This window comes from Neobacillus sp. NPDC097160, from assembly GCF_044762155.1.
Lineage (GTDB): Bacteria > Bacillota > Bacilli > Bacillales > Cytobacillaceae > Neobacillus.
Genome location: NZ_JBIWDU010000013.1, coordinates 54,388 through 78,743 on the forward strand (window position 1 = coordinate 54,388; position 24,356 = coordinate 78,743).

Sequence of the window (24,356 nt, forward strand, 5' to 3'; positions counted from 1 at the left end):
TAGCTTATAGTCAAATAAAGCCGGAACGGATACCAATGGAAATTACACTATCTATATTATTTTGTAATTTGTGTTCCAGCCTGGCCCTCTAAAGCAAGATCGGCTTGATCTAGTGAGCAGATGATGGCCCTGCCTCCTTGTTCAGCAAATTTAATTGCCGCCTCCATTTTAGGTCCCATGCTCCCTGCAGAAAATTGCCCTTCGTTCACATATTGCCATGCTTCATCTAGAGACACATTTGTTAAGGCCTTTTGATCCGGCTTCCCGTAATTCACATACACATTTTGCACATCTGTTAAAACCATGAAGACATCAGCCTTTACTTCTTCAGCTAATTTGAAGGCACTCCGGTCCTTATCAATAACCGCTTCGATCCCGGTAATCGTACCGTCAGTATTTTTCACGACAGGTATCCCGCCGCCGCCAGCAGCAATCACAATCCCCTGTTCATCTGTCAATTTCTTCACGATATCGGATCCAAGGATAGATTTAGGCATTGGTGAAGCAACGACACGTCTCCAGCCGCGTCCTGCGTCCTCCTTCACAACCCAATTGTTTTCTTCTGCTAGCTTCTTAGCCTCGTCCTCTGAGAAAAATACACCAATTGGCTTTGTAGGATCCTCGAAGGCCGGATCATCCATGGCTACTTCTGTCTGTGTCAACAAGCTGACAACAGGATGGTCCAATTCTAGCTTTAATAGTTCATTTTTCAAGGTTTGATCCATCATATATCCGATGAATCCCTGTGATTCAGCACTGCATACATCTAATGGGAGTGGAGGAACAACTTCCTTTGCCTCCTCATTTTGCCTAAGAATATTGCCTACCTGCGGACCATTTCCATGCGTAACAATAACACTATGGCCATTTTTTACGATACGAGCAATGACTTCACTGCTTTTCCTTACATTTTCTAATTGGTTTTCATAGGTTGCTTCCTGTTTTGGTTGTAAAATTGCGTTTCCGCCTAAGGCGATAACCACTTTTTCTGACATAATTTTCTTCCCCCGATTCGTCATTGATAGTAAGCCGATTAACATTCCAAATGCAGTATCTACACCGGAACTATGTCCCATCGTCAGTAAATCTAATAGGTGTTTTTCTAATGCTTGAGGTTGATTGGCGATTATAGCATTTAAAATAGATACAATTGATAAGCTAAATTCACCGTTTAAGGCATGGAATAAATATTCTTTTCCAATATCAGTTGTAATCATTTCGCGTTCAAGAATATTTTGTAATGTCTGTAAAAATACCGGGTTAAATGCTTGGGAAATTTGCTGTATCGCTAATAACCCAACGAGATGGTCATCTCCAGATGGAGTCAGACCTTTGCCCCTTCCTAAAAAATAGCGGATAACCTTTTCTACTTCATTCGGATCTTCTGCATAAAGGGCAGCCATTAACCGATAAACCTGCTGGGCGGTAATCGTGTCCGGTTGGCGCTTTTCTAAATAATCAATTACAAATTGCCCAATATCCAAATCTAAACCCGTCGCTTCTCCATTACTAAGCAGCACTTGGATAAAATCTTTTACACTTTGAGCAGTTAGTTTTTGGGTTGATATTGGTAAAATTATATTGCGAAACGGTCTGCCATTTTTTAGACTGATGGCCACCCGCTCATTTTCAAATATTAATTGTTTCGATGCTTCATCCCATTCGACTTTTGAAGCAGTATGGATTGAAGCGATCAGTTCTTTCAGTTCATTCTTTTGCAGATGAATCCCAAAGGGAAGCCGGCCATTTTTCATCGCACCTATGAAAAATAATCGTTCGCCCATCCCGATGTTTACACCATTTTCAAAGACGCTGTGTACGATTCCGGTCTTATTTTTTATCAGGAAAAGAGGAATATTTTGCTGATATTCCTCTACAAAAAATATTTTGTTATCCATTATATTGAAATTAAATTAAACCTAATTTTTCCGCATATGCTTCAAGCGCTTTTTCAAAGCATTCTTTTGGTGCACGAACAGTACCTGCTCCAACTTGTCCGACACCCGCTTGTTTGTGGGCAATACCAGTGTTAATCACAGGCTCAATCCCTGTTTCAACAACTTTACGTGCATCAATGCCAAGGCAGGCTCCTTGAAAGTCCCAAGTTGGAATCGTGAAATTGCTGTTTTGGTCAATACAGATTTCCATCATTTCGTTGCTCGTTGAAAGAGCATCCTGGAAGCCGCCGGCGCCAACAAAACGGGTAACACCAGGTGCAGCAATCATTGCCATGCCGCCGACACCAAAGGTTTCAGTTATCGCACTGTCACCAATATCTGGATTGGCATCATCTTGAGAATAACCGGTAAAGAACAAACCTTTCGGAGTATTAACCGGTGCTGTAAACCATTGATCCCCCATGCCGCTGATGCGAATACCAAAGTCCCTACCATTACGGCACATCGCTGTTACCACTGTACCTTCCTCGATTTTTCTCGCACCATCAAGCACGGCTTTACTTGTAGCCATGGCAATATTCAGGAAAAATTGGTCTGTATCAGCAAGGAATTTAATGACATCTTTAAGATCGTCAGCATTCATATCTAATTGAACAATGTACGGGCTGATTTCTTTTAAGAATATTAACGATGCGGCGATATTACGTTGGTGGAATTCATCCCCCATTGTAATGGCTTTCGCAATCATAACATTTAAATTCAAGCCATCTTCTGTTAATTTAAGGGCACGAGAAATCGTTGGTCCTAAGACATCTTGCATCCATGAAAGGCGATTTACGACTTCTTCAGAGTAAGCACCAAAGCGAAGTACTTTTCCTATTCCCTCATTCATGATGCAGTAGGCTTCGTTTCCTTCACTGCGGTTTTCAACAACAAATACAGGCATATTGGCAGAAGTGATCCCACCCATTGGACCGACAGCATTGACATGGTGACAAGGGATAAAGGTTACTTCCCCATTTGCAAGCATTTCTTCCGCTTCTTCAGCTGTTTCTGCCCAGCCTTCAAAAAGACTTGCACCGATACATGAGCCTTGCATTGGTCCTGTCATGTCCTCCCATTTAATAGGCGGACCAGCATGAAGTAATACTTTACCTTCTGTTAGTTCTTTAATTTTCTCTTTTGCTGGAACAACATCGACAAGGAACGGTGCTGAACCGGAAATCTTTTCGATAACCGCTTTATTTGCTTCATCAATAGTGTTGTATAGCATGAAAATCCCCCTCAAGTTTTAGTAGAATTCTAATTTTGATTGGCACAGAGGGATATCCCTCCAGTGCCCTATTTCTGCTTACTTCAGTAAGCTTAGGATTTTTCTCATCTTTTCATTTCCGCCGGCAATTGGTCTCCAGTCATATTGGACAACGGAGGCACCATTCGCGACAAGTGCATCGGTAAAGCTCTTTAGCCCGACATTTATAATGCTAGGTTTTGAGTTTACGAACGCAGTGATTTGTTCAGAAACGGTTAAATCAAACTCCTTTGCAGGAGTATCAGTGACTTCATGCACTTTTTTCTCATCGGTAACATGAAGTCCGACAATATTTAAAGCTGTTCGTACTGCTTCATTATTATTATCTTTTACGATAATGCCTGCCTCTTGAAGACGATTAATATGACCTTGATAGTCTTGTGGATCATTTAACGTTCCGCAAACAGATGCGACAACGTATAAGTTTCGGTCATTTTCTTTTGCGTGTGCGACTGCTTTTTCAATTGATGGCAGTAAAGCACTTGCCATGTCATCATGAGACCCATAACCAAGGACAAAATCAAGGAGGATAACCGCTGTTTTTTCATCCTCGGCTGCCTTTTCAATGAATTTGGCTCGTGTTTCAGGGTCAATCATTGGGTGCGGTTTCCCTTGGGTATATTTATCATCACCAAGATCGACCACTTCCTGACCGTCACGTTTTAACACATATCCATCTTCATTGGTGATTTGTGTACCAAATCCAAGTGCGTCTGAAATTAACACAGCTGCTTCAGATGCCATTGTTCCACCCGAGAATAGACCTTTAATTGCTGTTTGCTCTGGTTTTAACGATACATATGGTGTCGTGTAATCCCCAGCATTGTAATCTTCTTTTATTTCATTGCCTCTTAATAGATCAACAGCAATTTTTGCTGTCTCTGCTAATGTATAAGCTTGATAGATATTTCCTTCATGTTTCGTTGGCTTTTCACCGAGAAAAATAGTCACAACCGGCTTCGATAGGCTGTGCAGTAGTTCGACAACCTGATTCCGCACCGCTTTTGCCGGCGGCTTCGAAATAACGACAATCACGTCTGTTTGTTGATGGTTTTCTAAAGCTTTAATTCCGTCCATCATCGTAATCGCGCCAATTGGTTCTTTCAGATCACGGCCGCCTGTTCCGATTGCATGACTAACCCCTTCACCTAGACGGTCAATAATCGTTGTTACTTCTTGAATCCCAGTTCCGGAAGCACCGACTATCCCAATACGTCCTTTGTTAACAACATTGGCGAAAGCTATTGGAGCGCCATCTAAAATACCAGTTCCACAGTCAGGACCCATAACAAGGAGCCCTTTCTCGTGTGCTTTTTGTTTAAGCTGCACTTCGTCGGCTACTGGAACGTTATCACTGAAAAGAAATACGTGAAGTCCTATATCCAAAGCCTTGTTGGCTTCTTCTGCGGCATATTGTCCTGGGACAGAAATTAATGCCATATTTGCATCTGGCAATGTTTTCTTCGCTCTGTCCCAAGTGCGGACAGTTTCAAATGCCTGACTTTTGCCGCTAATTGATTGATCTTTTAAATATTGCTCAATCTTTTCTAGCACTTCATCAACTTTACCGGCATCGTCTGTATCAATTACAATCGCCATATCATTTGATTCAGCAGAAGCTAAATCTTCTGTATAAAGGCCTGCATCCTTAAAAATATCTTTGTTTGCCGGTGTTGCCATCATGATTTGAACTTTGTTAATTCCTTCCGTAATCGCCACGGCATTCGTTAATAACATTAAGTTAATCGAATCCTGATACGAATTCTTATTAATAATTGTATGAAGCATGAATGATCACCTCGGTAGTATTTTTGTTGACAACTCTATTATTCTGAAAATCAAAAGGATTCGTTTCAAAACTTAAACGAATCCCTTATTAAATTTTTCAAAAACTCTCCTAGGCTGCTTTACTGCCTTCCACGTTTGGTCTGTTATCTTCTTTAATAAACATAACTGCAATTGTACCAACTAATAGAAGAGCGCCGGCGAAATAGAAACCAGTGTTTAAGCTGCCAGTGACATCTGTAAGGTATCCTGTAATGTATGGTGCCAAAATGGATCCGCACATACCAATAAAGTTATAGACACCAAATGATGTACTGTAAGCATGTTTCGGGGCGTTGTCAGCGATAACGGCAACCAATACTGGATTTGTACTGATTTTTCCAAATATCCCATAACCAATCAGGGCTACATATAAAACGGTCATACTATCGAAGAAAACGATTGAAACAAGCGCAATAATCGATAATGGAAGCATAACTAAGAGAACAGGCTTACGTTTACCCATTTTGTCAGCAATCCAGCTGAATAAAATCGAACCAGGAATGGCAGCCCATGGAACAAGTGAGGAAACAAATGCAACGCTTCCGCCAGTTATTCCACGTTCATGTTCTAGATAGTATGGAATCCAGGTGATAACAACAAAGAATGCATAAATGGCAGCAAAGATCGTAATATAAGCCGCAATCAAGTTTCGATTTTTGAATAATTCGCTAAGTTTTAGCTTTTGACCATTATTTTCAGCAGCCTTTTCAGCTTTTGTTTTTGGCTTATCCTTAACGACCCACCACATTGCCAATCCAATTAGAACGACCGGAATGGCAATGATGAAAAATGGTGCTCTCCAGCTCATGCCAAATTCATGAACGGTATAGCTGGAAATATAGTATCCAAGTGAAGTACCAAATGCCATACCACTATTAATTATTGCACTCCCTAATGTAATCCGGTGCTTCGGGATTGCTTCAGATGATAAACCATATGATGGTCCATAAAAGAACCCTTGGAAGATACCAACTAGCAACCAGCTGAACATAAAGAAAGTGAATGTCGGCATTATTCCAGTAATAGCGGCAAAAGCACCAAATAAGATAACACCGGGAACGAGAACACGTTTTTTACCGATTTTGTCTCCCATAATGCCAGATGGGATGTTAAGTCCTGCATATCCTAAAAAAAAGATACTCATGATCATGCCCAGAGTAGCATTGCTTAGTCCGAATTCGTTTTGAATATCCCCCATAATTGGATTCATAATCGTCCGAGTTGCGTAGAGCGCAACCCATCCTAAGAAGAACACCGTGACGATTTTGATCCAATACGGTATTTTTTCTTTTGGGGCCATACTTTGTGGCTCCATCACTTTTTCCAATGGTTTTGCCATCTTTTTTTCCTCCTAAAATTAGTTTTTGTGAATGCTGACAGCAAATGTAGTAAATGAATTATTTCAACCTCATTATGACTATAAGGGAAAGAGCATTAAGGAAGAATAAATTTGAAAAGGTTTACATTACAAAAACATTAAATCTCCGAAAATATTATTATATTTGTACTATAATTTAGGACAGAAATTGGATCAGTGTATGAATAACTATTGATGGAGGGTTAAAAGGATGGATATGTCAGGGAGAACTACATTCGTATATAAGGAAGTAAACGGCTGTGAGATAAAAGGAGATTTTTACGCTGCCGAAGAGAGACTGGCACCACTGGTGGTTTATTTTCATGGCGGCGGTCTCATCTGGGGAACACGGGGGGACATGAAAAGGGAACAGATTGCTCTATTTCACCAGGCGGGCTTTAATGTGTGTTCCATTGATTATCGACTTGCACCAGAGTCTAAGCTACCGTCGATTATTGAAGATGTTCAAGATGTCTTAATTTGGCTTAAGGAACAGGGCGCTGATCGATTTCACTTCGCCCCTGAGAGAATCGCTGTTACCGGCAGTTCGGCAGGCGGTTATCTTGCTCTCTTAACAGGTACATTCCAAGTCAGACCGAAAGCGATTGTTTCTTTTTACGGCTATGGTGATATTCTAGGTGACTGGTACCAGATGCCGAGCCCATATTTTTCGAAAATGACAGCTGTTCCAGAGGCGCTTGCTCACCAGCTCATCCAACAGAAAACCATTTCAGAGGCACCCATTGAGAGACGATTTGCCATTTATTTATATTGCAGGCAAAAAGGAAAATGGATTGATTATGTGACTAATGCAGATTCGGCGAAATCGCTGACAGAGTATTGCCCTGTGGAAAGCATCGATGCACATTACCCGACTACGATGCTTCTACACGGAGACATGGATGAAGATGTTCCTTTTGAGCAATCCCTCCAAATGAGCCAGGCACTAACCAAAGCAGGTATCTACAATAAACTGATCACCATTCCAAATGGGATACATAGCTTTGACAATGATATGGATGCCCCAGTAGTAATCAATGCGTTTAATCAAGTAATAAAATTTTTGAAAGAAACGTTATAAAGGATATTATAACAGAGCACTTTAGGTGTTCTGTTTTTATTTCACCTTAAAAATCTGGCGGAATGTGATGCATCTATAACACTTAAACCCTATTTTTTCCAACATATGCACTTGTCCATTTCAAATCTAATGAAACATACATACATTGTAATTATTAAACATAGGAGGTGATAAAAATGTCTGATCACCACGGCCATCACAACAACTTTGCGTTAATCGTTGTGTTGTTCATTTTATTGATCATTGTTGGAGCATCATTTATGATGTACTAATCGTAATATCACCAGCTCCAAAGCAAAGAAAGAGCGGAAAACCATTGGTTTCGCCGGTCTTTTTTATGCTTTTTAATGATGGTCTAGCTGAAATTGGTGAAGCTTCCTTTTAAATTAGGGTGGCTTGGTCATCATTCCTTAACTTTTTACTAAGCCTTTTGCACAATGGTATCAATCAGCACAATATCACCATGCGAATTCATTGCTTCTGTTAGCATGGCTTCAAACTCTTCCACATTCGTTGCTTTCATCCCTCTTACACCAAAGCTTTCTGCTAACTGGTTAAAATCCGGATTGGTAAACGTGACGCCGAAACTATCGCCAAACGTTTTCTTCATTGTATCCACCTCAAGCTTCAGCATCGAATTGTTTAAAAGGATGATGATAAAAGAAAGGCCCAGTCTTTTGGCTGTCTCTAGCTCGGCAAAATTCATTAATGCCCCGCCGTCTCCGGTAATACAGACCACAGTTTTATTAGGGGCAGCTAATTTTGCCCCGATAGCGCCCGGAATTGCAATGCCCATCGAGGCAAAGCCATTAGAAATAATCAGTTGTTTCGCGTGCATCGGTTGATAGGTTCTTGCAATCGCAACTTTATGTGAGCCTACATCTGAAATAACAATTGTGTTCTCAGTCTGAACTTTTTCAAGTACATGCAAGATGGTTTCAATCGTTAGGGTGGAATTGGTCCTTACTTTTTCAACAATGGAATAGGATTCCTCTATTCGATTCTTTAACTTCCCTGAAGGCTGCCAGGGTTTTGGGTTTAGATTATTGAGTAGAAGAAGTGGCACCGTTTCTTTAAGGTTTCCTACTAACTCCGCCTGAACAAGATAATATTCATCAACATCAGCTGCTGTTGCAGCCATATGGATAACCGGAACCTTTTTCTTATTCCATTCCGACGGAAGCTTTTCGATCATGTCAAAACCAATCACGATGAGTAAATCGGCTTCTTCAAATCCCCGAAGGACATAATCCTTTTCCATAAACCCAAAGGTGTAAAAATTTTGCGGGTGATCTTTAGGTAAAATTCCTTTTGCCATAAAGCTTGTTGCAGATGGAGAGCCCAGCTGCGCCATAAAGGATTGAACTTCCATGATAGCATCTTGGCGAATGACTCCATTTCCGACAATAATAAAGGGACGTTGGCTTTTGTTTATCACCTGAGCGGCCTGCACCAGTGTTTCAGCTGCAGGCACACTTTTTGGCAGTCCAGAAACAGCTAATGGCTCGGTGGTCACATTTTCGGCAGAGATAGTTTCAGGTAATTCGATTACAACAGCCCCCGGTTTTTCTTCACATGCGATCCTAAAGGATTTTCTGATGATTTCAGGAATCGTGTTCGCGGATTTTATTTGTATCGCCCATTTTGTTACTGGTTCGTATACCTTTTGGATATCAATATACTGATGAGAATTTTTATGTTGATCTTCCAGCGCTTTTTGACCAGTCAATGCGATGACAGGAGAATGATCCAAATTGGCACTTGCTATTCCCGTTACTAGATTTGTTGCCCCAGGGCCAAGCGTTGCCAAACAAACTCCTGGTTTTCCGGAGATTCGCCCATAAACATCTGCCATGAAGGCCGCCCCCTGCTCATGACGAACAGGTATGTAAGTAATTTTTTCTGAAGCCGATAACGAATCACCTAAATCAATCACTTCCTTGCCAATAATCCCAAAAACATATTCCACACTTTCATTTTCTAAACAACTCACGACCACATCTGATGCCTTCATTTCTGCCTCCATATAAATAGTTTTACTACCCCTATTCTTTGCCAAATTTTCATATTCATGAAAGGCAGCCTGTAACATAAATAAAAATATCTTCAATATAATTAGATAGGCGGCATAAAGGAGGGCGTCATATGGTACAGCAAGGATTTGACGGAATCGATGCCAATAATCAAATGTTAATTGCCCCAGAAACGTTTGCAGCACCACCTGAATCATTAACAGAGCAAATGTTTATTGAACGTTCGTTAACAGAGAATAAATTTTGGCTGCGAATTATGAAGGAGCATTCCTATTTTTTAGGAGAAGGCTTTAATCACAAGGATAAGCATCTTATTCAGCAAACTGACCGTTTTTATCATTATTTTGAAGAACAGGAAAAAAGGGCTTATCAAACACCTAATAATGTCACGGCCGTCCGCAAGTTAAATGAGGATTCGATTCAGCTCGTGTTAGGGTTGAGGAATTTCAAACGAAATCTCCTTATCTTAATTATCAATTGTAAGGTCATGGGCTTTAACTTCCCGCTTCTTGTCGACCATATTGCCCGTGAAGCGGAATATTTTATGAGAACGTTGAAAAAATTTAATGAGGGGATTCTCGATCCGATTCAAGACGCGATTATCAAAGAAAATGTTTTTTGGTTGAAGATCATGATGGAGCATTCCCGGTTTATTGCTTCCCTGCTTGATCAATCGGAACGTAATTTAGTTAGAACCGCACTAAAATTTGGTGACGATTTTGAAGTGCTTCTTAACCAGGCGAGAGACGTAGAATCGATGTTATATAGGAAAAGCCCAACCTATCCAATCATCGGTAAGCTGAATAAAGACAGTGAAAATGCCGCTCAAGAAATTCGGGCATTCAAGCAGGCAGGGCTGGATTTCATTAAAAACTGTCAAATCAGAAACGTGATAGACCCGTTGTTAGCTGACCATGTTGTGAGAGAGGCCGATCATTTCCTATACATGGTTCGTGTTTTGGAAGAAAGGTTAAAAGTTAAGCAGCAGGAACAACAAAGACTATAAAGGCAGAAAAGAAGAGACTATCCGCGAATAGTCTCTTCTTCTTTCTGGCTGCGGGCTAATACAACCATACCTATCGTAATAATGATAAATGCAATCAACGCCAGCATTGGAATTGTAATAAACCCAAGCCAATTGATGTAATCCTTCGAACAGGGTACCCCGCTTGTACACATTTCAAATTGCTGCAGGTAGGTGATTTTTTGTAATAATGTATGATACCCAGATATCAGGATCCCGATTATTGACAACGGCAGAACATATTTATAAATTCCCCTATCATTCCGGTAGGCTGCAACTCCTAATATAATCGCTAGTGGATACATGAAAATCCGCTGATACCAACAAAGCGTGCATGGAATGAAATGCATGACTTCACTAAAGTATAAGCTGCCAAGTGTAGCGATGATAGCAGCTGTCCAGGCGAGAAGTAAGGACTTATTCATGCTATTCACCCTTTGCTGCTTTATCTACCATATCTTTTAAATGATCAATCGTTTGTCCATCGAAAGGTTGACCATTTACATAGATAGCTGGTGTTCCAGTGGCACCTAGTTTTTCGGCAAGGTCCATATCCTTTTGAAAAGATTCCTTTGATTTATCGTCATTAAAGTGTTTAACAACCTTGTTTACATCAGCATCGCTAGCAACTTCTTTTAATGTGTCAGATAAGAATTTTTCGGTAAAAAGATCGATTTTTTCATATTTTGTATCTTCAGGTTGTTTTTTATAGATTAAATCATGAAATTTCCAAAACGTATCATTTCCAAGCACTTGATATACAGATTCCGCAAATTTAGCTGTTCGTGTCGAGTCAACATTAATAAACGCATAATTCATAAAATAAAGTTTAGCCTTCCCAGTGTCTACTAGCTCTTTTTCGATAATGGGGATGACATTTTCATTGAAGTTTTTACAATTAGGGCATTTATAATCACCAAACTCAATAATAGACACTGGAGCATCATTTTTACCTAAGTAAGGTTCGTTACTATAGTCAATTTCATTTCCTTTTGATTTCTCTTGGTCCTTTGAATGATTGCCAAAGAAAATGAGTGCCAAAATGCCAATAGCAACCAAACCAATGATCCAGAAAATGAACTTGGAAGATGATTTCGATTGTGTGTTATTATTCTTTTTATTATTTGCCATAAACAAACTCCTTTTTAGTTCTAGATAGTATAAATATCACTTATCAAGCACAATAATGCAAATAAAAGGCTTCTGTCACAATGTTTAAATTTCATATGATTAGCTTTTAAATTTTTATAAGATATTATTATAATGGATACTATTTTTAAGGAGGATAGAAACATGAAAAACACGAATAAGTACATTGGTTATATTGGAACGTATACTAAAGGAGAAAGTAAAGGGGTCTATTCTTTTACACTTGATACAAACGCAGCGAAAATAATAGATGTGAAGCTGGCGGCCGAATTAGATAATCCTACATATGTAAATATCAGTAAGGATAATCAATTCCTTTATGCAGTTAAAAAAGAAGGAGAAACAGGGGGAGTAGCTGCTTTCTCCATTCATGAGTCTGGAGAGTTGTCACCAATAAATTCCCAACTAACAGCTGGTTCATCACCTTGTCACGTAAGTTTAGATAGTAAATCGAGGGTGTTATTCAGTGCAAATTATCATAAAGGCGAAGTAGTATCTTATTTACTTAATGCTGAAACTGGCTCAATTTCACCTGCTGTTTCAGTGATTGAACATGAGGGAACAGGTCCTGATCCACGCCAGGAAAAACCACATACCCATTATGCCGGCCTTACACCTGATGAGAACTATCTTGCCGTCGTTGAATTGGGGATCGATGCCCTTATTACCTATTCCGTTGGGAGTGACGGGACCCTTACAAAGGCAAATCTATTACCTTTAAAAGGCGGTAGCGGACCAAGGCATTTAGTTTTTCATCCAAATGGTACATTCGCCTATATTATGACCGAATTTAGTTCAGAAGTAATTGTCCTTACCTATTATCCGGAAGATGGCCATTTCACCGAGAAGCAATATATTTCCACTTTGCCTGATGATTTTTCGGAAAATAATCAAGGAAGTGCGATTCATATTTCTTCGGATGGAAGATTCGTCTATGCGGGAAACCGCGGTCATAATAGTATCGCTGTATTTCGTGTGGATGCATTTTCGGGGGAACTTAGCTTTGTAGAGCATGTATTCACCGGAGGCGATTGGCCGCGGGATTTTGCATTAGATCCAAGTGAGAACTTTATTGTTGCATCAAATCAGGAGTCCAGTAACCTCGTTTTATTTTCGCGGGATGGTGCATCAGGAAGGTTAACTCTTATTGAGTCGGATATTACGGTACCATATCCGGTTTGTGTGAAGTTTTTGCATGATTAGTAATATGCTAAAAAAGCTGATTGCGTTCGATTCAATCAGCTTTTTTCGGCATGTTGGAGTTCGTTACCTTCTTTTATTCGACAACCTAAATTGACAAACTTCATATCATTGGTCTTTTATAATCGAAATAGAATTACTAGTAGGACGAGGAGATAGAATATGGAGCATCGCCAATTACAAAGTTGTAGAATGAATAAAAAAAGGAAGCCTCAGAAACATAAGCTATTTGTAAACATGGTCATTGTCATCTTATGGGGATTATTTTTATCGCTAAATACGTGGACAGAAAGCATTGAAAAACTAATGTATTTACATACATTCGGGTTTAAATGGATATCAAATCCGGATTTTTTGTCATTCTTTTATTTCAATGATATTACATTAATCCATCCTGAATTTATCAAGGTGAAGTTGGGCCATTTTATCGGTTTTGCGATCATGGATGTTCTCATCTTCAATTTATTAAGAAGTCATAAATATTCTATTGGAATATCAATTATTTTTGCGTTTCTAACAGAATTACTCCAATTGTTTTTTGGCAGGGATGGACGGTTTTATGACCTAATTATTGATTCATTGGGGGTTTTATCGGTATTCTTTATTTTAAAAAGGCTTAAGATTTAAGGGGTTTTAGGGTCCAGCAATTGCCATAAAATCAAATGATGGCTACATCATTGGCATTTCTTGCATACTTAATAATGAAACAGAAGACACCACCGGCTCCTTCTGTTTTTTTACTGCGTAAAAATAACGAATTCGTGACAATACTAAGGAAGAAAGTTTATAACTTAAGGACGTGACCTCATTGAATTTTTTCCATGGCCAAGAAACACTTTCAGTAATAGAGTGGATTTTACGATCTGTAGTCACTTTTATCTTTTTGCTCTTTGCGGTCAAAGTAATGGGTTCCCGTGCCATTTCTCAATTAAGATTACTTGATTTTGTGATGGCTTTAATGTTAGGAAACATTATTGCCCACCCACTGTCAGACCATAGAATCGGATTAAAGGGTTCAGTGATCTCTACGGTTGTACTCATTATTCTATATTTGATTGGTATATTCTTAAATTTAAAGTGGACTTGGCTAAGGAACACAATTGAAACAATGCCTATTCCACTTATTAAGGAAGGGGAAATCATTTATAAAGGGCTAAAAAAGGCAAGAATCTCGATTGATTTATTATTAGCGGAGTTAAGAAAAGAAAAAATCGCGGATATAAAAAAAGTTGCATTGGCTATGTGGGAGTCTGATGGGAAGATTTCAATATTTTTGGATCCCCAGTATGAAGCAATCACACCTTCTACGTATCAATTACAAACAGAACCTTTTGAATTGCCGAAAACCATTATAAAGGAGGGCAAGATAGATTTTCATACGTTGAAACAAATCAACAAAGATGAAGAGTGGCTCGTTGATGCACTTAGGAGCCACCATCAAACTGAGGTGAATAGTGTTTTACTTGCTACGATTGATTGTAAAAATGAATTGAAAGTGTTTTTGTATAAATAAATTCACTATTACTCAATAATGTCAGGAATTTCTGAAGAATCCGTTAGAACCATATACTAAGCTAATCGAGGTAAAAACGGAATCTCCCATCTTTTATCTTTTTTCATGGCAAAAAATTAGGTTAAATCTTTGCATTTAATAGAACTCTTATCATATGTTCATAATTGGGGTAGTCCGATTCACAAAACTTGTTTATTGTCCCTTCAACATCATAATTCACTCTGACAATTGTGGTTTGAAAGGTCTCGTCCTTTATTTCAACTAAAGCATATGACGATTTACCTAGTCCATCAAATGGTAGGCCAATGCTTCCTATATTAATAATACATTTTCCATCTAAATATCTGATAAATGGTTTGTGAATATGAGCGTAAATATATATGTCAGATTCCCTCACCATCAATTTCTCTTTCAATACTTCATCATTTTCGGATGGTTGAACCACTTCAAACAAACTTTTTGGAGTAGCATGGAATGCATGAATTTTTACTTTTTCAAATTCCAATATTAATTCCGTTGGGAGATTACTTAGATAGTTAATATCATTTTTATCTAGTTGTGAAAAGGTCCACTCCCGCTCGATACTCATCATTTCAATAGCACTTTCCGGTACCTCGCCAACATTTATGCCTCGGACCACCCATTCATCGGCATTTCCTTTAATTACTTCAGTATTTAAAGACCTCACTAACTCAAGCGATCGTTTTGGTTCAGGTCCCCGAAAGCACAAGTCCCCTAGGACAAAAATTTTATCCACTTCTTTAACTTTCAAATCTTTTAGCACTGCATCAAGGGCATTTGCATTGCCGTGGATATCAGAAATAAACGCTATTCTCATCATTTCACCTCAGATAAATTAATTTTCCAAGTCTATTTTTTGTTTAATAGTTGATTTTTTAAATTGATATCATTTTCTTTTAAGTCCAAGTTTGCATTGTATAAGGTGTTATTTTCTATTAGATATGGCGGTGCTCCAACGCCTCCATTCGTAGTATCAATTCCCACCCTTTTAATATTTGTAGATAGTTCATTATCTTTTACAGTTGCCCCCAATACCTTTGTTGGATTATGTACTGAAGCATCCCGGCCAATTTGAATGATAGCATGATCTTCGTTTTTTGTTGTTAAAACATTAAATCTATTATTTAACACTGTTAAGTTTTTAGCCTCCATCGCTAAAATGATTGGACCCGTAGCGTTCTTAACATTATCAAAGGTTGAATGTTGAATGGTTGCTTCCGTTTTTGGGTTATAGGTATAGAAAGTTGTATTTTTAAATTTGCACTTATTTAATTCGATTTTACCTGGAATATTTAATGAAAATTCTCCCCCATTTGTTGAACATTCATTATACGTACCTCGTGGTAAAATCATTTCAGGAGAATTAATAAAGGTTACATGTTCATAAACACTTTTGCTATTTCCATCTCCACCCATTTCATTATTTCCTTGTAGTACTATATTTGTCATGTAAATTGACTTTCCATAAACAGCGATACCTCCTTTTTCTTTTTGCTTTCCAGATGATTTAAGATTAACATTGGATACCTTGACCCCATTATTGTGTGTTTGCGAGAAGCTCAGATTAGAGTCTATTCCATCCACTTCATCTACAGTCACCTTAGAACCACCTTCAAAACTCGCTGAACTTGAGATTAACTTATTATTAAGGAATTTCGTATTGCCCCAAGTAACGAAACCAGTATGGTCAAACTTATTGTTGTCTACAATTGCACCAGAATATGAAGGATTAATTGAGAAACCGACACCATTAACTACATTAGGCCCAAAATAATTTCCCTCTACTGTTGCTTTTCCGCCGTATGAGAAAACCATATGAATCTTGTTGTTCAAAAACTGATTTCCTTTTATCAGCGTATTAATGGCTGGGTAAAATCCTGGTTCAATATCAATTCCGCTTTCAGGTGCAGTCCCTTTTGTATGGTGAATTTTGTTATTAATAATTTTTATGTCATCAGAAGCCCCAACGGTAATTCCTTGTCGGCGGTTATACCCAATATCACAATTTTTTATTGTCATATTTTTTGTAACCGCCACGGTCATCCTATTTACTTCTACATCCTTAGTGGAATTACTATTGAACACAACCCTAAAATAGTCTGCATCATCTGGAATTTCGGAGTACCCCCATGTAGAATTAAAATGTTGATTCTTATCAGCTTTGATAAAGCTGCCATCCTTACGATAAAAATATAAATCATAATTTCCTTCTACCTGTTTAGGAAGCCACATCATCACATTTCGATAATGTGGATTTTTATAAACGGGATTGCTAAAATTCTCTACTTTATGATTATTAGAACGAATTTTTCCTTTTTGTAAAATAGGCTCTCCTTTATCGTTAATACCTCCTAATTCAAGGTCTTTTTCGGTTATATAATCTCCGTAGATAGTGGAACCACCAATTTCTATTCCGTCGCCAGTAAACTTCTCAATTTTAACACCGTCAATTACAATATTTCTGGCACCAGCTGTATTAATTCCATTTCCCCATTCATGAGTTCCACCTGTATACTCCCCTTTTTGTGAAAAATCGTGGGTTTCTCTATCTCCTCGTAATGTACCGCCTTTAATCGTCACATTCTCAGCCTCTGAATCAAGAATCAAAGTAGAATAAATTTCAAATCCGTTTGTTTCCTTTTGGATAACTGTTTTTTCATCTAGAAGGAAAGTCATATTTGAAACCATATTGATTCTAGCATTGGGATCATCATCCGATTTTCCTTTTGAAACCAAATAGGTTCCAGCTGGAATATAAAACGTTGTATAACCCTTGTCTTGTGCCCATTTCAGTGCATTATTTATTCCTTTTGTTGTTTCTTTTGGATGGGTTCCATCATTGAAAATTCCCCATTTGGTCAGTTCCAGGATATAAGTATTTTTATTACTTTTTATCGAATCTGGTTTTCCTGTAGATTTTCGAGATGTCATTTGCACAATTTCGGATGATGCTTCTACTATAATGAACTTTTGAAAATCTAATGCGATTTTGCTTAAAAGTAAAATCGCCCCTAAAAAAAGGATTGCAAAAAGGAGGGTATCTCTCTGCTTTTTCATGTAATCATTCCTTTAAGTTACTGTCTTGAAACGTAACCCCATCAATCGGATTAATAATTTTTATTGATTTATTTACGCTATATTATCGATTTTATTTTTTTCTTTGATTGCAAGCCTTTTACTCATAGATGCTTCAACTTTATTAACTAGTCTTTTTCCATACCTCGATGAAGACCTTTCAATTAGCCTCCATGAAATATGGGCCAAAAATATAGCCAAAGGAATAGAAATAATAAAAATGACCAAAAGGGGGAGCACCTTATAAAAAACGTAAATCAGGCTAAATAGTACTGGCAAATGGTAAAGATATATACTGTATGAAAATCTCCCCAAAAATAATAAGGGCCCAATTAATAAAACCGACTGGGCTCTTTTCGATGCAATTGAAATTAAAATAACCATAATGGACCCTATACAGATAGAATAATCGCTCATAATTTCACCATACTGGTAAATTCCTAAATAATTTGCAACGATTGTTAAAATCTCACTGTAAATAAAAAAAAAAACAGTAAAAAGCAATAGAATGATTTTTTTATTTTTTGATAGGTTTACATAAGATTCAATCAATTGATGTAAGTGTTTGGCCAAAAGGCTTCCTAAAATAAACATTGATATGATTTGTAAGGAAGCAAAATATGAAGTATGGTATCCTAAGCTACTCCCCCAATTAAAGATATTATTAAGTCCACTGATAAATGATAAACAAAAGCATATAAATAACGAGAATTTCCATTTAACTCGAATTATTATATAGGCTAATACAGGAAAAATTAGGGAAACCCTCATTTCTTGCACCAACGACCATAAAACATTGTTATACAAATCGGTATTAAAGTTTCCAACCATCATAAAATGATCAAGTGTATCTTTCAAAGTGAGTGGTTCCATCCAGGATTGATTAAACCAGCCACTCAGCTCCTTTATCCCCCCTTTTGAAAAGCACAAAAGTTGGACCTATTGAAATATAGGTACAATCATTATTAACATATTTTTATAATAGTATTTTGTTTAAATTCTATTACTGAGCAATCTTTATTTTTGCACTCAGATAATTTGCAACTAAAACATCGTAATCTACATGTTGAGAAAGAATTAAATCAATCGCTTCACGAACAGCTCCGTTCCCACCATTAAAAATACACACATAATCTACTGATTTCTTAACAATTTCTACAGCATCTTTAGGAGCAGCCGAAAATCCTACTAATTTAATTGCTGATAAATCATTAATATCATCGCCTAAATAAAATACATTATTTAGATCAATATCAAGTAATTGAACAATTTCAAATAATACTTCTTCTTTATTGGTAATTCCCTCATATAAATAGTCAATATTCAACTCTCTTGAACGAATTTGAACAGATTCGGATTTTCTTCCAGTTATGATAGCAACCTTTATTCCGAAAAATCGAGCTAAACTAATACCCATGCCATCTTTTACATTAAAGCTCTTAAATTCAACGCCATTCGATCCAATTAATAATTTCCCGTCAGTTAATACGCCATCAACATCTAATACTATTAATTTTATTTCGGACTTTTTCATCATTTAAAACCCCAATTTTGTTATGTCATGTAAATGAATCATAGCTATCGGTTCATTCTGATCATTTACTACTGGCAATACATTTATCTTTAAATCTTCCATTATATTCAAAGCCTCAACTGCTAAAGACGTTGGTTTTATTGTTGTGGGATTTTCGTTATATAAATCTTCAATAGAAAGTTCAATAAATTTATTTCCTTTAGTTAAAGCTCTTCGTATGTCTCCATCAGTGATAATACCAACCAGCTTACCAGTATGGTCGATAATGCTAGTCGCACCTAAACCAGACTCAGTCATATTAAAGATAACGTCTTTGACTGTATTTGTTTTAATTGAAGTTGGGTTTTTTTTAGTAATATCTATAATGGTACTAACTGTAAGTAATAATCTTCTTCCAAGTGAACCACCTGGATGAAAAACGGCAAAATTTTCAGATGTAAAATTTCGAGCTTTTAATAGAGCGATTGCAATGGCATCACCTAAAGTAAGCATCAAAGTTGTACTTGATGTGGGGGTTAAGCCCAGAGGGCAAGCTTCCTTTACTTTTCCTATACAAAGAATGTGATCAGCTTTATTCGCTAAAGTAGAATTTGCATTCCCTACAAAAGCAATTAGTTTTGCACCAATGCGTTTAATGGAAGGGATAATACTTATAACTTCCTCTGACTCCCCGCTATTTGAAAGCGCTAATACAATATCGGAATTGGTGACCATACCTAGGTCGCCATGAAGCCCTTCGGCAGGATGTAAGAATAAAGAAGGGGTTCCAGTGCTAGCTAAAGTTGCTGTTATTTTCCGTCCAATAATTCCGGACTTCCCGACTCCAGTTACAATAACTCTACCATTACATTCAAGAATCATTTCGATTATTTGGGCAATTTCTTGATTCAAATTTTCAATAAATTTCAAAATAGCTTGGGCTTCTTCCGCCATGACTTCTTTAATGGTGGTGATATGCTTATTAGTTGTTAATAAACCTTTTACCATAAATGCCCTCTCCTCTATTCTACTTGCCTTTAATTAGTCGATCTATTTCCACGATAGGTTTAAGAAATTCCTCAAGATCATCCAGTTTTATCATGTTAGGACCATCTGATAAAGCTTGATCTGGATTAGGATGAACTTCTAAAAATAATGCGTCTATTCCGACTGCTGCTGCTGCACGTGCGAGATATGGGACAAACTCCCTTTTTCCACCCGTACTTGTGCCCAAGCCACCAGGTATTTGCACACTATGAGTTGCATCGAATACAACTGGAATATCAAATTCTCTCATTGTAGGGAGCGAACGCATATCAACAACTAGATTGTTATAACCAAACGAAGAACCTCTCTCAGTTAATAAAATCTTATCGTTTCCTGATTCTTCTATTTTAACGACAACATTTTTCATATCCCATGGGGCTAAAAATTGTCCTTTTTTGATGTTTACGATTTTATTAGTTTTTGCAGCATTTACTAAAATATCAGTTTGTCTACACAGAAAAGCAGGTATTTGAATAATGTCAACGACTCCCCCGACAATCTCTGCCTGAATAGCATCGTGGATGTCTGTTGTAATAGGAATATTTAAATCGCTTTTTACTTTATTTAGTATCTCTAATCCTTTATGAATACCCGGGCCCCTTTCTGAATAAATCGAGGAGCGATTAGCTTTGTCAAAAGATGCTTTAAAGACAAATGGTATGTTAAGTTTTTCGGTAAATTCTTTTATAACTGCAGCTGTGTCCATAACAAGTTTTTCACTTTCAATCATGCATGGACCGGCAATTAGTACAAAAGGACGGTTACCACCAAATATGATGTCATCCCGTAAAACAATTTCCTTCAACATTTGGGTCAACTCCAAATTATCTTTTTATATTTCTTGTAAAAGTTTATTATTTTTAATGACTTTTAAGGCAAATTCATAATCGTCTTTCGTATCAATATCAATTGCTTCGATATCATCTACCTCTTGAAAATACGGATTAAATCCAATCCTTCTTTCAAGTGTTAAAAAGTGATCCTTTTTAAAAATATAAAATCCACTTGTTTCTATATAGATAGGTTCGATATCTTGTGTCCTTGGAATATTGTTAGGTTCATAGTTAAGAGTTTGGCCTTTATACCAGACAAAAGTTTGTTTTTTCTGAACACTGAGTGCGGAATCAAAGTTTTCGCTTAAGACATGATTTAAAGCATTTTCAACTGATCTTTGAGTCATGAAGGGCGAGGTGGTGTGTGCAAGTAAATAGAAATCACTATCAATTGTCTTGATAAAAGATTGATAGATTTCATTACCTTTAACCAAATCACCATCAAGATAGGGATTGCGTTTAAGAAATTTCACTCCATTTGGTACATAGTTCATTATTTTTTCATCGCTACAAAAAACGTATACTTCATCAATTTTTCTTATTCTTAATAAATTGTTGAATACATACCAGCTCAATGAATATTCACCTAATGGCAGGATATTTTTATTTGCTAATCTTTGACTTTTTATTTTAATTGGGACAAATGCGACTACCTTTTTTCTCATTTTCTCAACATCCTCTTTAAGTAATCTGATTTTAATTTTGTACATTATAAAGAACAACAAAGATAAAAAAAATAAGTAATCTCTTCTCTTTTTATTTCCTTTAAGAAGCATCATTACAAAAAACAACTTTATTGACAACAGGAGTTCATTATAAAGAACGATTTATAAGAAAAATATCATTTTTGTCCGCCAGTGTCAACCACTTTGATAAAACATTTCCTAATTTATTTCATACCCTCAGGAGCCTCGACTTTAAAACACAATATTCCAAACACAGAAATGTTAGGAAACAGTTCGATTTGATTCATTCGGTATTTGGCGTATTTTTTGTTTGTTATAGATTTTTTTACCTAACTTTATAAAAGGCTCTTCCACAATAAAATAAGCTAATGTTGAAATACAGATTGACACTACAATAGTTAAAAGGAAGATTATCTCAATTGTGACTACATTATATAACAAGTAAATTAAACTTAAAAGAACAATAAGATGATATAGATATAAGCTATATGAAATCTTTCCCAAAAAATTTATCGGTTTTAACATTAGTAACTTTGTAACCTTACCAGATCCAATCGCAATAATAATAAACAAAACAGCTCCTATAACTGCAATATAATCCATAAGAACTCTTGCAGGATAAGGAAAATTAATGATGTTTAATATTCTAATACCTATACCAGGATAATTATAAAAACCAAAAGCAGATATAAACAATATCCATTTATTCAACTTTGATAATCCTTGATACATCTTAATGATTTCTTTTAAGTGTTTCGCAATCACTCCTCCAATAATAAACATTGAAGCATAGTGTAAAGAATCCCAATATGTAGTATAATAACCATTACTTACTTGAAAGCTAAAGTTATCATTAAGAGTGGAAAAAATAGATAAAAAGAAACCAATGAGAATACTATATTTCCAATCAAATTTCCTAACAATAAAAAAAACTAACGGGAATATTAGTGATATTCTCATTTCATGAACTAATGACCAAATGACGTTATTAAAAGCATCTGAATGAATATTGCCAATTAAAAGCAAATGTTCAAATAATAATGATATGCTAATTTTAGAAGTCCAAGTACGATTAAACCAATCACTTAAACCATCAATTCCACCTCTTGATAATATTAATGACAACAAAATTGACAAGATTATTGAAACTAAGTAAGGTATATAGATCCTTAGAATTCTTCTTCCTACAAATACTGGATAATTTATTTGCCGTCCATTTAATAACGGTAAGGACAAAACAAATCCACTTAAAACAAAAAAAAGAAGAACCGCAGATTGTCCATTAATTAACACTTTAAATGGTGACCTAGCGAAAATCACCGAAAATAAGTAAGTCGCCGTAACATCACTAAAATGAGAAAACATGACTGTAAATGCGGCTAATCCTCTTACAGAGTCAAGTTGCTCAAATCTTCTGTTCAAGTATTTTCCTCCTAATATAATATTCTATATTAAAGTATTTTTTTTGCTAACAACGAGTTGGATGAAATCGGTGAATTCGGATTATTGCTAATATTAATCACTTTTAACTTTCTTAGTCTCTCTAATAATCTAAAATCAGTTATATTATTATTAGTTAAATATAATCTTTCCAAGTTAGTTAAATACTGTATCCCATCTAAATTAGAGATGTATTTATTACTAAGATCCAATTCTTTAATTTTGCCTAATTCTGATATTGAAATCCAGCGTTCAAGCGGGTTCGAAATCTTTTCCCTTATACAATTCTCCAAATTTTGGTCAATAAAAGTAGCTACTCCCGCGATTTCAGAGGTTGTATAAAACTCCATCCCTATTTTCCTGGCTTCATTTATTATTTCTTGAATTACATGAGGTGAGGTCCTCCACTCTCCAGCAGCTCTTGATTCATTTCCCCATCCAAACTCATCCCAGTTAATATTTTCAGGTAATATTGAATGGCACATGAAGATTAAGTTACTTCCTACTTGTTTAGCGGCTCTCATTATTTTTTTTATATACTTTGTATTAGGTAAAAAGGTTTTGTCTACACAAAAAGAGGGCGCAAAACCAGTATGGTTGGATGGCAATAAATAATCTTCAGAAAATTGCCCTCTTACAATTTTAAAATATTCTGGTACCAATTCTTTAATTGTTTCTTCATTACTTACAGTAAATGGAAATGCGAAGGAAACCGGCTTTTTAAACTTCTCGTTTGTTTTAGAATGTTTTTGTTTTTTCATCCAATCAAGCATTGTTTCAATTTCATCTTCTACCCATTTCGACAAACCATTTTCCCTAGAGTACTGAACAGCTCTCTGGTGGTTAAAACCGTGGTGTGCTATTTCATGCCCATTAGACTGTAATTCCAATAACATATCAATTTCCTTTTGAGTATGCTCTCTATTACCTTCAAAATGATGGAATGCATTGATATTAAATGTTACTTTGACATCGTAATATCCAAACAATTCTTTCCCATATTTTTCCCAATGGTTTACTCTAAAACTATCATCAAAGGAAAAAGCAATACCAGGTTTATTTTTAAAAGGTAACCCGTGATCCGATTCGCACCCTTTACCGCTCTCTTCCAATTTTTTTATTAATTCACCATAGAACCTTTTCCAGTAAATTTTCCAATAAATATATTGATAAATAGTAGTAGACTTAATTTGTCCTATTGTTGTAGGAAACTTTCTCATTATTTATTCATCCTCATTTTTTTATACTTTATTATAAACGTGACTGAATGACTGTTCAGAATAGTCAATGATACATCCTTTCAAGCGTCCTATCACTCTACTTTGTAAACAGATACAATGATTGACA

The 24,356-nt window shown here is 36.6% G+C and carries 22 protein-coding genes and 1 pseudogene; 6 read left to right on the forward strand and 17 right to left on the reverse strand.

What is annotated here, in order from left to right:
* Positions 1-56: 56 nt before the first annotated feature.
* From arcC to ACIQXV_RS18535, 5 genes and pseudogenes are all read right to left on the reverse strand, one after another.
* The gene (gene arcC, locus ACIQXV_RS18515) at positions 57-995 is read right to left on the reverse strand and encodes a carbamate kinase (protein ID WP_402961146.1); all 939 of its coding nucleotides are present in this window, start codon (positions 993-995) and stop codon (positions 57-59) included.
* Between the two features lie 42 nt (positions 996-1,037).
* A pseudogene (locus ACIQXV_RS18520) lies at positions 1,038-1,898 on the reverse strand (oxamate carbamoyltransferase subunit AllH family protein); the annotation flags it as partial.
* A gap of 10 nt (positions 1,899-1,908) precedes the next feature.
* Positions 1,909-3,171 carry a YlbE family protein gene (locus ACIQXV_RS18525; protein ID WP_402960886.1) on the reverse strand — a complete coding sequence of 421 codons (1,263 nt, stop codon included), beginning with the start codon at positions 3,169-3,171 and terminating at the stop codon, positions 1,909-1,911.
* Positions 3,172-3,249: 78 nt separating this feature from the next.
* Positions 3,250-4,998, reverse strand: a complete 1,749-nt coding sequence (gene fdrA / locus ACIQXV_RS18530) for an acyl-CoA synthetase FdrA (RefSeq protein ID WP_402960888.1) — start codon at positions 4,996-4,998, stop codon at positions 3,250-3,252.
* 109 nt (positions 4,999-5,107) lie between these two features.
* Positions 5,108-6,376, reverse strand: a complete 1,269-nt coding sequence (locus tag ACIQXV_RS18535) for an MFS transporter (protein WP_402960890.1) — start codon at positions 6,374-6,376, stop codon at positions 5,108-5,110.
* Positions 6,377-6,605: 229 nt separating this feature from the next.
* Here ACIQXV_RS18535 and ACIQXV_RS18540 point away from each other — a divergent pair, with 229 nt between their 5' ends.
* Together ACIQXV_RS18540 and ACIQXV_RS18545 are read left to right on the forward strand one after the other, a co-directional pair.
* Positions 6,606-7,475 (forward strand): alpha/beta hydrolase, encoded by an 870-nt coding sequence (locus tag ACIQXV_RS18540; RefSeq protein ID WP_402960892.1) that lies wholly within the window; start codon positions 6,606-6,608, stop codon positions 7,473-7,475.
* A gap of 176 nt (positions 7,476-7,651) precedes the next feature.
* A complete protein-coding gene (locus ACIQXV_RS18545; protein WP_402960894.1) occupies positions 7,652-7,747 on the forward strand; it encodes a YjcZ family sporulation protein in 96 nt (31 codons plus the stop codon).
* A 149-nt stretch (positions 7,748-7,896) separates the two neighbouring features.
* Here the strand turns inward: ACIQXV_RS18545 and ACIQXV_RS18550 are convergent, their stop codons facing one another.
* On the reverse strand, positions 7,897-9,489 hold the full coding sequence (locus tag ACIQXV_RS18550; RefSeq protein ID WP_402960896.1) for an acetolactate synthase large subunit: 1,593 nt from the start codon (positions 9,487-9,489) through the stop codon (positions 7,897-7,899).
* A 131-nt stretch (positions 9,490-9,620) separates the two neighbouring features.
* Here ACIQXV_RS18550 and ACIQXV_RS18555 point away from each other — a divergent pair, with 131 nt between their 5' ends.
* Positions 9,621-10,514, forward strand: a complete 894-nt coding sequence (locus ACIQXV_RS18555) for a DUF2935 domain-containing protein (RefSeq protein WP_402960898.1) — start codon at positions 9,621-9,623, stop codon at positions 10,512-10,514.
* 17 nt (positions 10,515-10,531) lie between these two features.
* Here the strand turns inward: ACIQXV_RS18555 and ACIQXV_RS18560 are convergent, their stop codons facing one another.
* Together ACIQXV_RS18560 and ACIQXV_RS18565 are read right to left on the reverse strand one after the other, a co-directional pair.
* Complete coding sequence (locus ACIQXV_RS18560; protein ID WP_402960900.1) at positions 10,532-10,957, reverse strand: disulfide oxidoreductase; 426 nt, start codon at positions 10,955-10,957, stop codon at positions 10,532-10,534.
* 1 nt (position 10,958) lies between these two features.
* Positions 10,959-11,663, reverse strand: coding sequence for a DsbA family protein (locus tag ACIQXV_RS18565; protein WP_402960902.1), 705 nt, complete (start codon positions 11,661-11,663; stop codon positions 10,959-10,961).
* Between the two features lie 162 nt (positions 11,664-11,825).
* On the opposite strand from ACIQXV_RS18565, the gene ACIQXV_RS18570 reads away from it, so the two are divergent.
* The 3 genes from ACIQXV_RS18570 (at position 11,826) to ACIQXV_RS18580 (ending at position 14,394) form a co-directional block, all read left to right on the forward strand.
* The gene (locus ACIQXV_RS18570; RefSeq protein ID WP_402960904.1) at positions 11,826-12,884 is read left to right on the forward strand and encodes a lactonase family protein; all 1,059 of its coding nucleotides are present in this window, start codon (positions 11,826-11,828) and stop codon (positions 12,882-12,884) included.
* Between the two features lie 159 nt (positions 12,885-13,043).
* The gene (locus ACIQXV_RS18575) at positions 13,044-13,508 is read left to right on the forward strand and encodes a VanZ family protein (RefSeq protein ID WP_402960906.1); all 465 of its coding nucleotides are present in this window, start codon (positions 13,044-13,046) and stop codon (positions 13,506-13,508) included.
* A 181-nt stretch (positions 13,509-13,689) separates the two neighbouring features.
* Entirely contained in the window at positions 13,690-14,394 is a 705-nt protein-coding gene (locus ACIQXV_RS18580) for a DUF421 domain-containing protein (RefSeq protein ID WP_483874207.1), read from the forward strand.
* A 121-nt stretch (positions 14,395-14,515) separates the two neighbouring features.
* Here the strand turns inward: ACIQXV_RS18580 and ACIQXV_RS18585 are convergent, their stop codons facing one another.
* The 9 genes from ACIQXV_RS18585 to ACIQXV_RS18625 all read right to left on the reverse strand — a co-directional run bounded on the left by ACIQXV_RS18585 (position 14,516) and on the right by ACIQXV_RS18625 (position 24,229).
* Complete coding sequence (locus ACIQXV_RS18585; RefSeq protein WP_402961148.1) at positions 14,516-15,232, reverse strand: metallophosphoesterase family protein; 717 nt, start codon at positions 15,230-15,232, stop codon at positions 14,516-14,518.
* Between the two features lie 32 nt (positions 15,233-15,264).
* Positions 15,265-17,472, reverse strand: a complete 2,208-nt coding sequence (locus ACIQXV_RS18590; RefSeq protein WP_402960910.1) for a right-handed parallel beta-helix repeat-containing protein — start codon at positions 17,470-17,472, stop codon at positions 15,265-15,267.
* 72 nt (positions 17,473-17,544) lie between these two features.
* A complete protein-coding gene (locus ACIQXV_RS18595; RefSeq protein WP_402961150.1) occupies positions 17,545-18,363 on the reverse strand; it encodes an acyltransferase family protein in 819 nt (272 codons plus the stop codon).
* A gap of 130 nt (positions 18,364-18,493) precedes the next feature.
* Entirely contained in the window at positions 18,494-19,027 is a 534-nt protein-coding gene (locus ACIQXV_RS18600) for a KdsC family phosphatase (protein WP_402960912.1), read from the reverse strand.
* Positions 19,028-20,011, reverse strand: a complete 984-nt coding sequence (locus ACIQXV_RS18605; protein ID WP_402960914.1) for a KpsF/GutQ family sugar-phosphate isomerase — start codon at positions 20,009-20,011, stop codon at positions 19,028-19,030.
* A gap of 19 nt (positions 20,012-20,030) precedes the next feature.
* Positions 20,031-20,858 (reverse strand): 3-deoxy-8-phosphooctulonate synthase, encoded by an 828-nt coding sequence (kdsA, locus tag ACIQXV_RS18610; protein WP_402960916.1) that lies wholly within the window; start codon positions 20,856-20,858, stop codon positions 20,031-20,033.
* A gap of 24 nt (positions 20,859-20,882) precedes the next feature.
* Positions 20,883-21,548, reverse strand: a complete 666-nt coding sequence (locus ACIQXV_RS18615; RefSeq protein ID WP_402960918.1) for an acylneuraminate cytidylyltransferase family protein — start codon at positions 21,546-21,548, stop codon at positions 20,883-20,885.
* Between the two features lie 282 nt (positions 21,549-21,830).
* The gene (locus ACIQXV_RS18620; protein WP_402960920.1) at positions 21,831-22,991 is read right to left on the reverse strand and encodes an acyltransferase family protein; all 1,161 of its coding nucleotides are present in this window, start codon (positions 22,989-22,991) and stop codon (positions 21,831-21,833) included.
* Positions 22,992-23,020: 29 nt separating this feature from the next.
* Positions 23,021-24,229, reverse strand: a complete 1,209-nt coding sequence (locus ACIQXV_RS18625) for a leucine-rich repeat domain-containing protein (protein WP_402960922.1) — start codon at positions 24,227-24,229, stop codon at positions 23,021-23,023.
* Positions 24,230-24,356 lie beyond the last annotated feature (127 nt).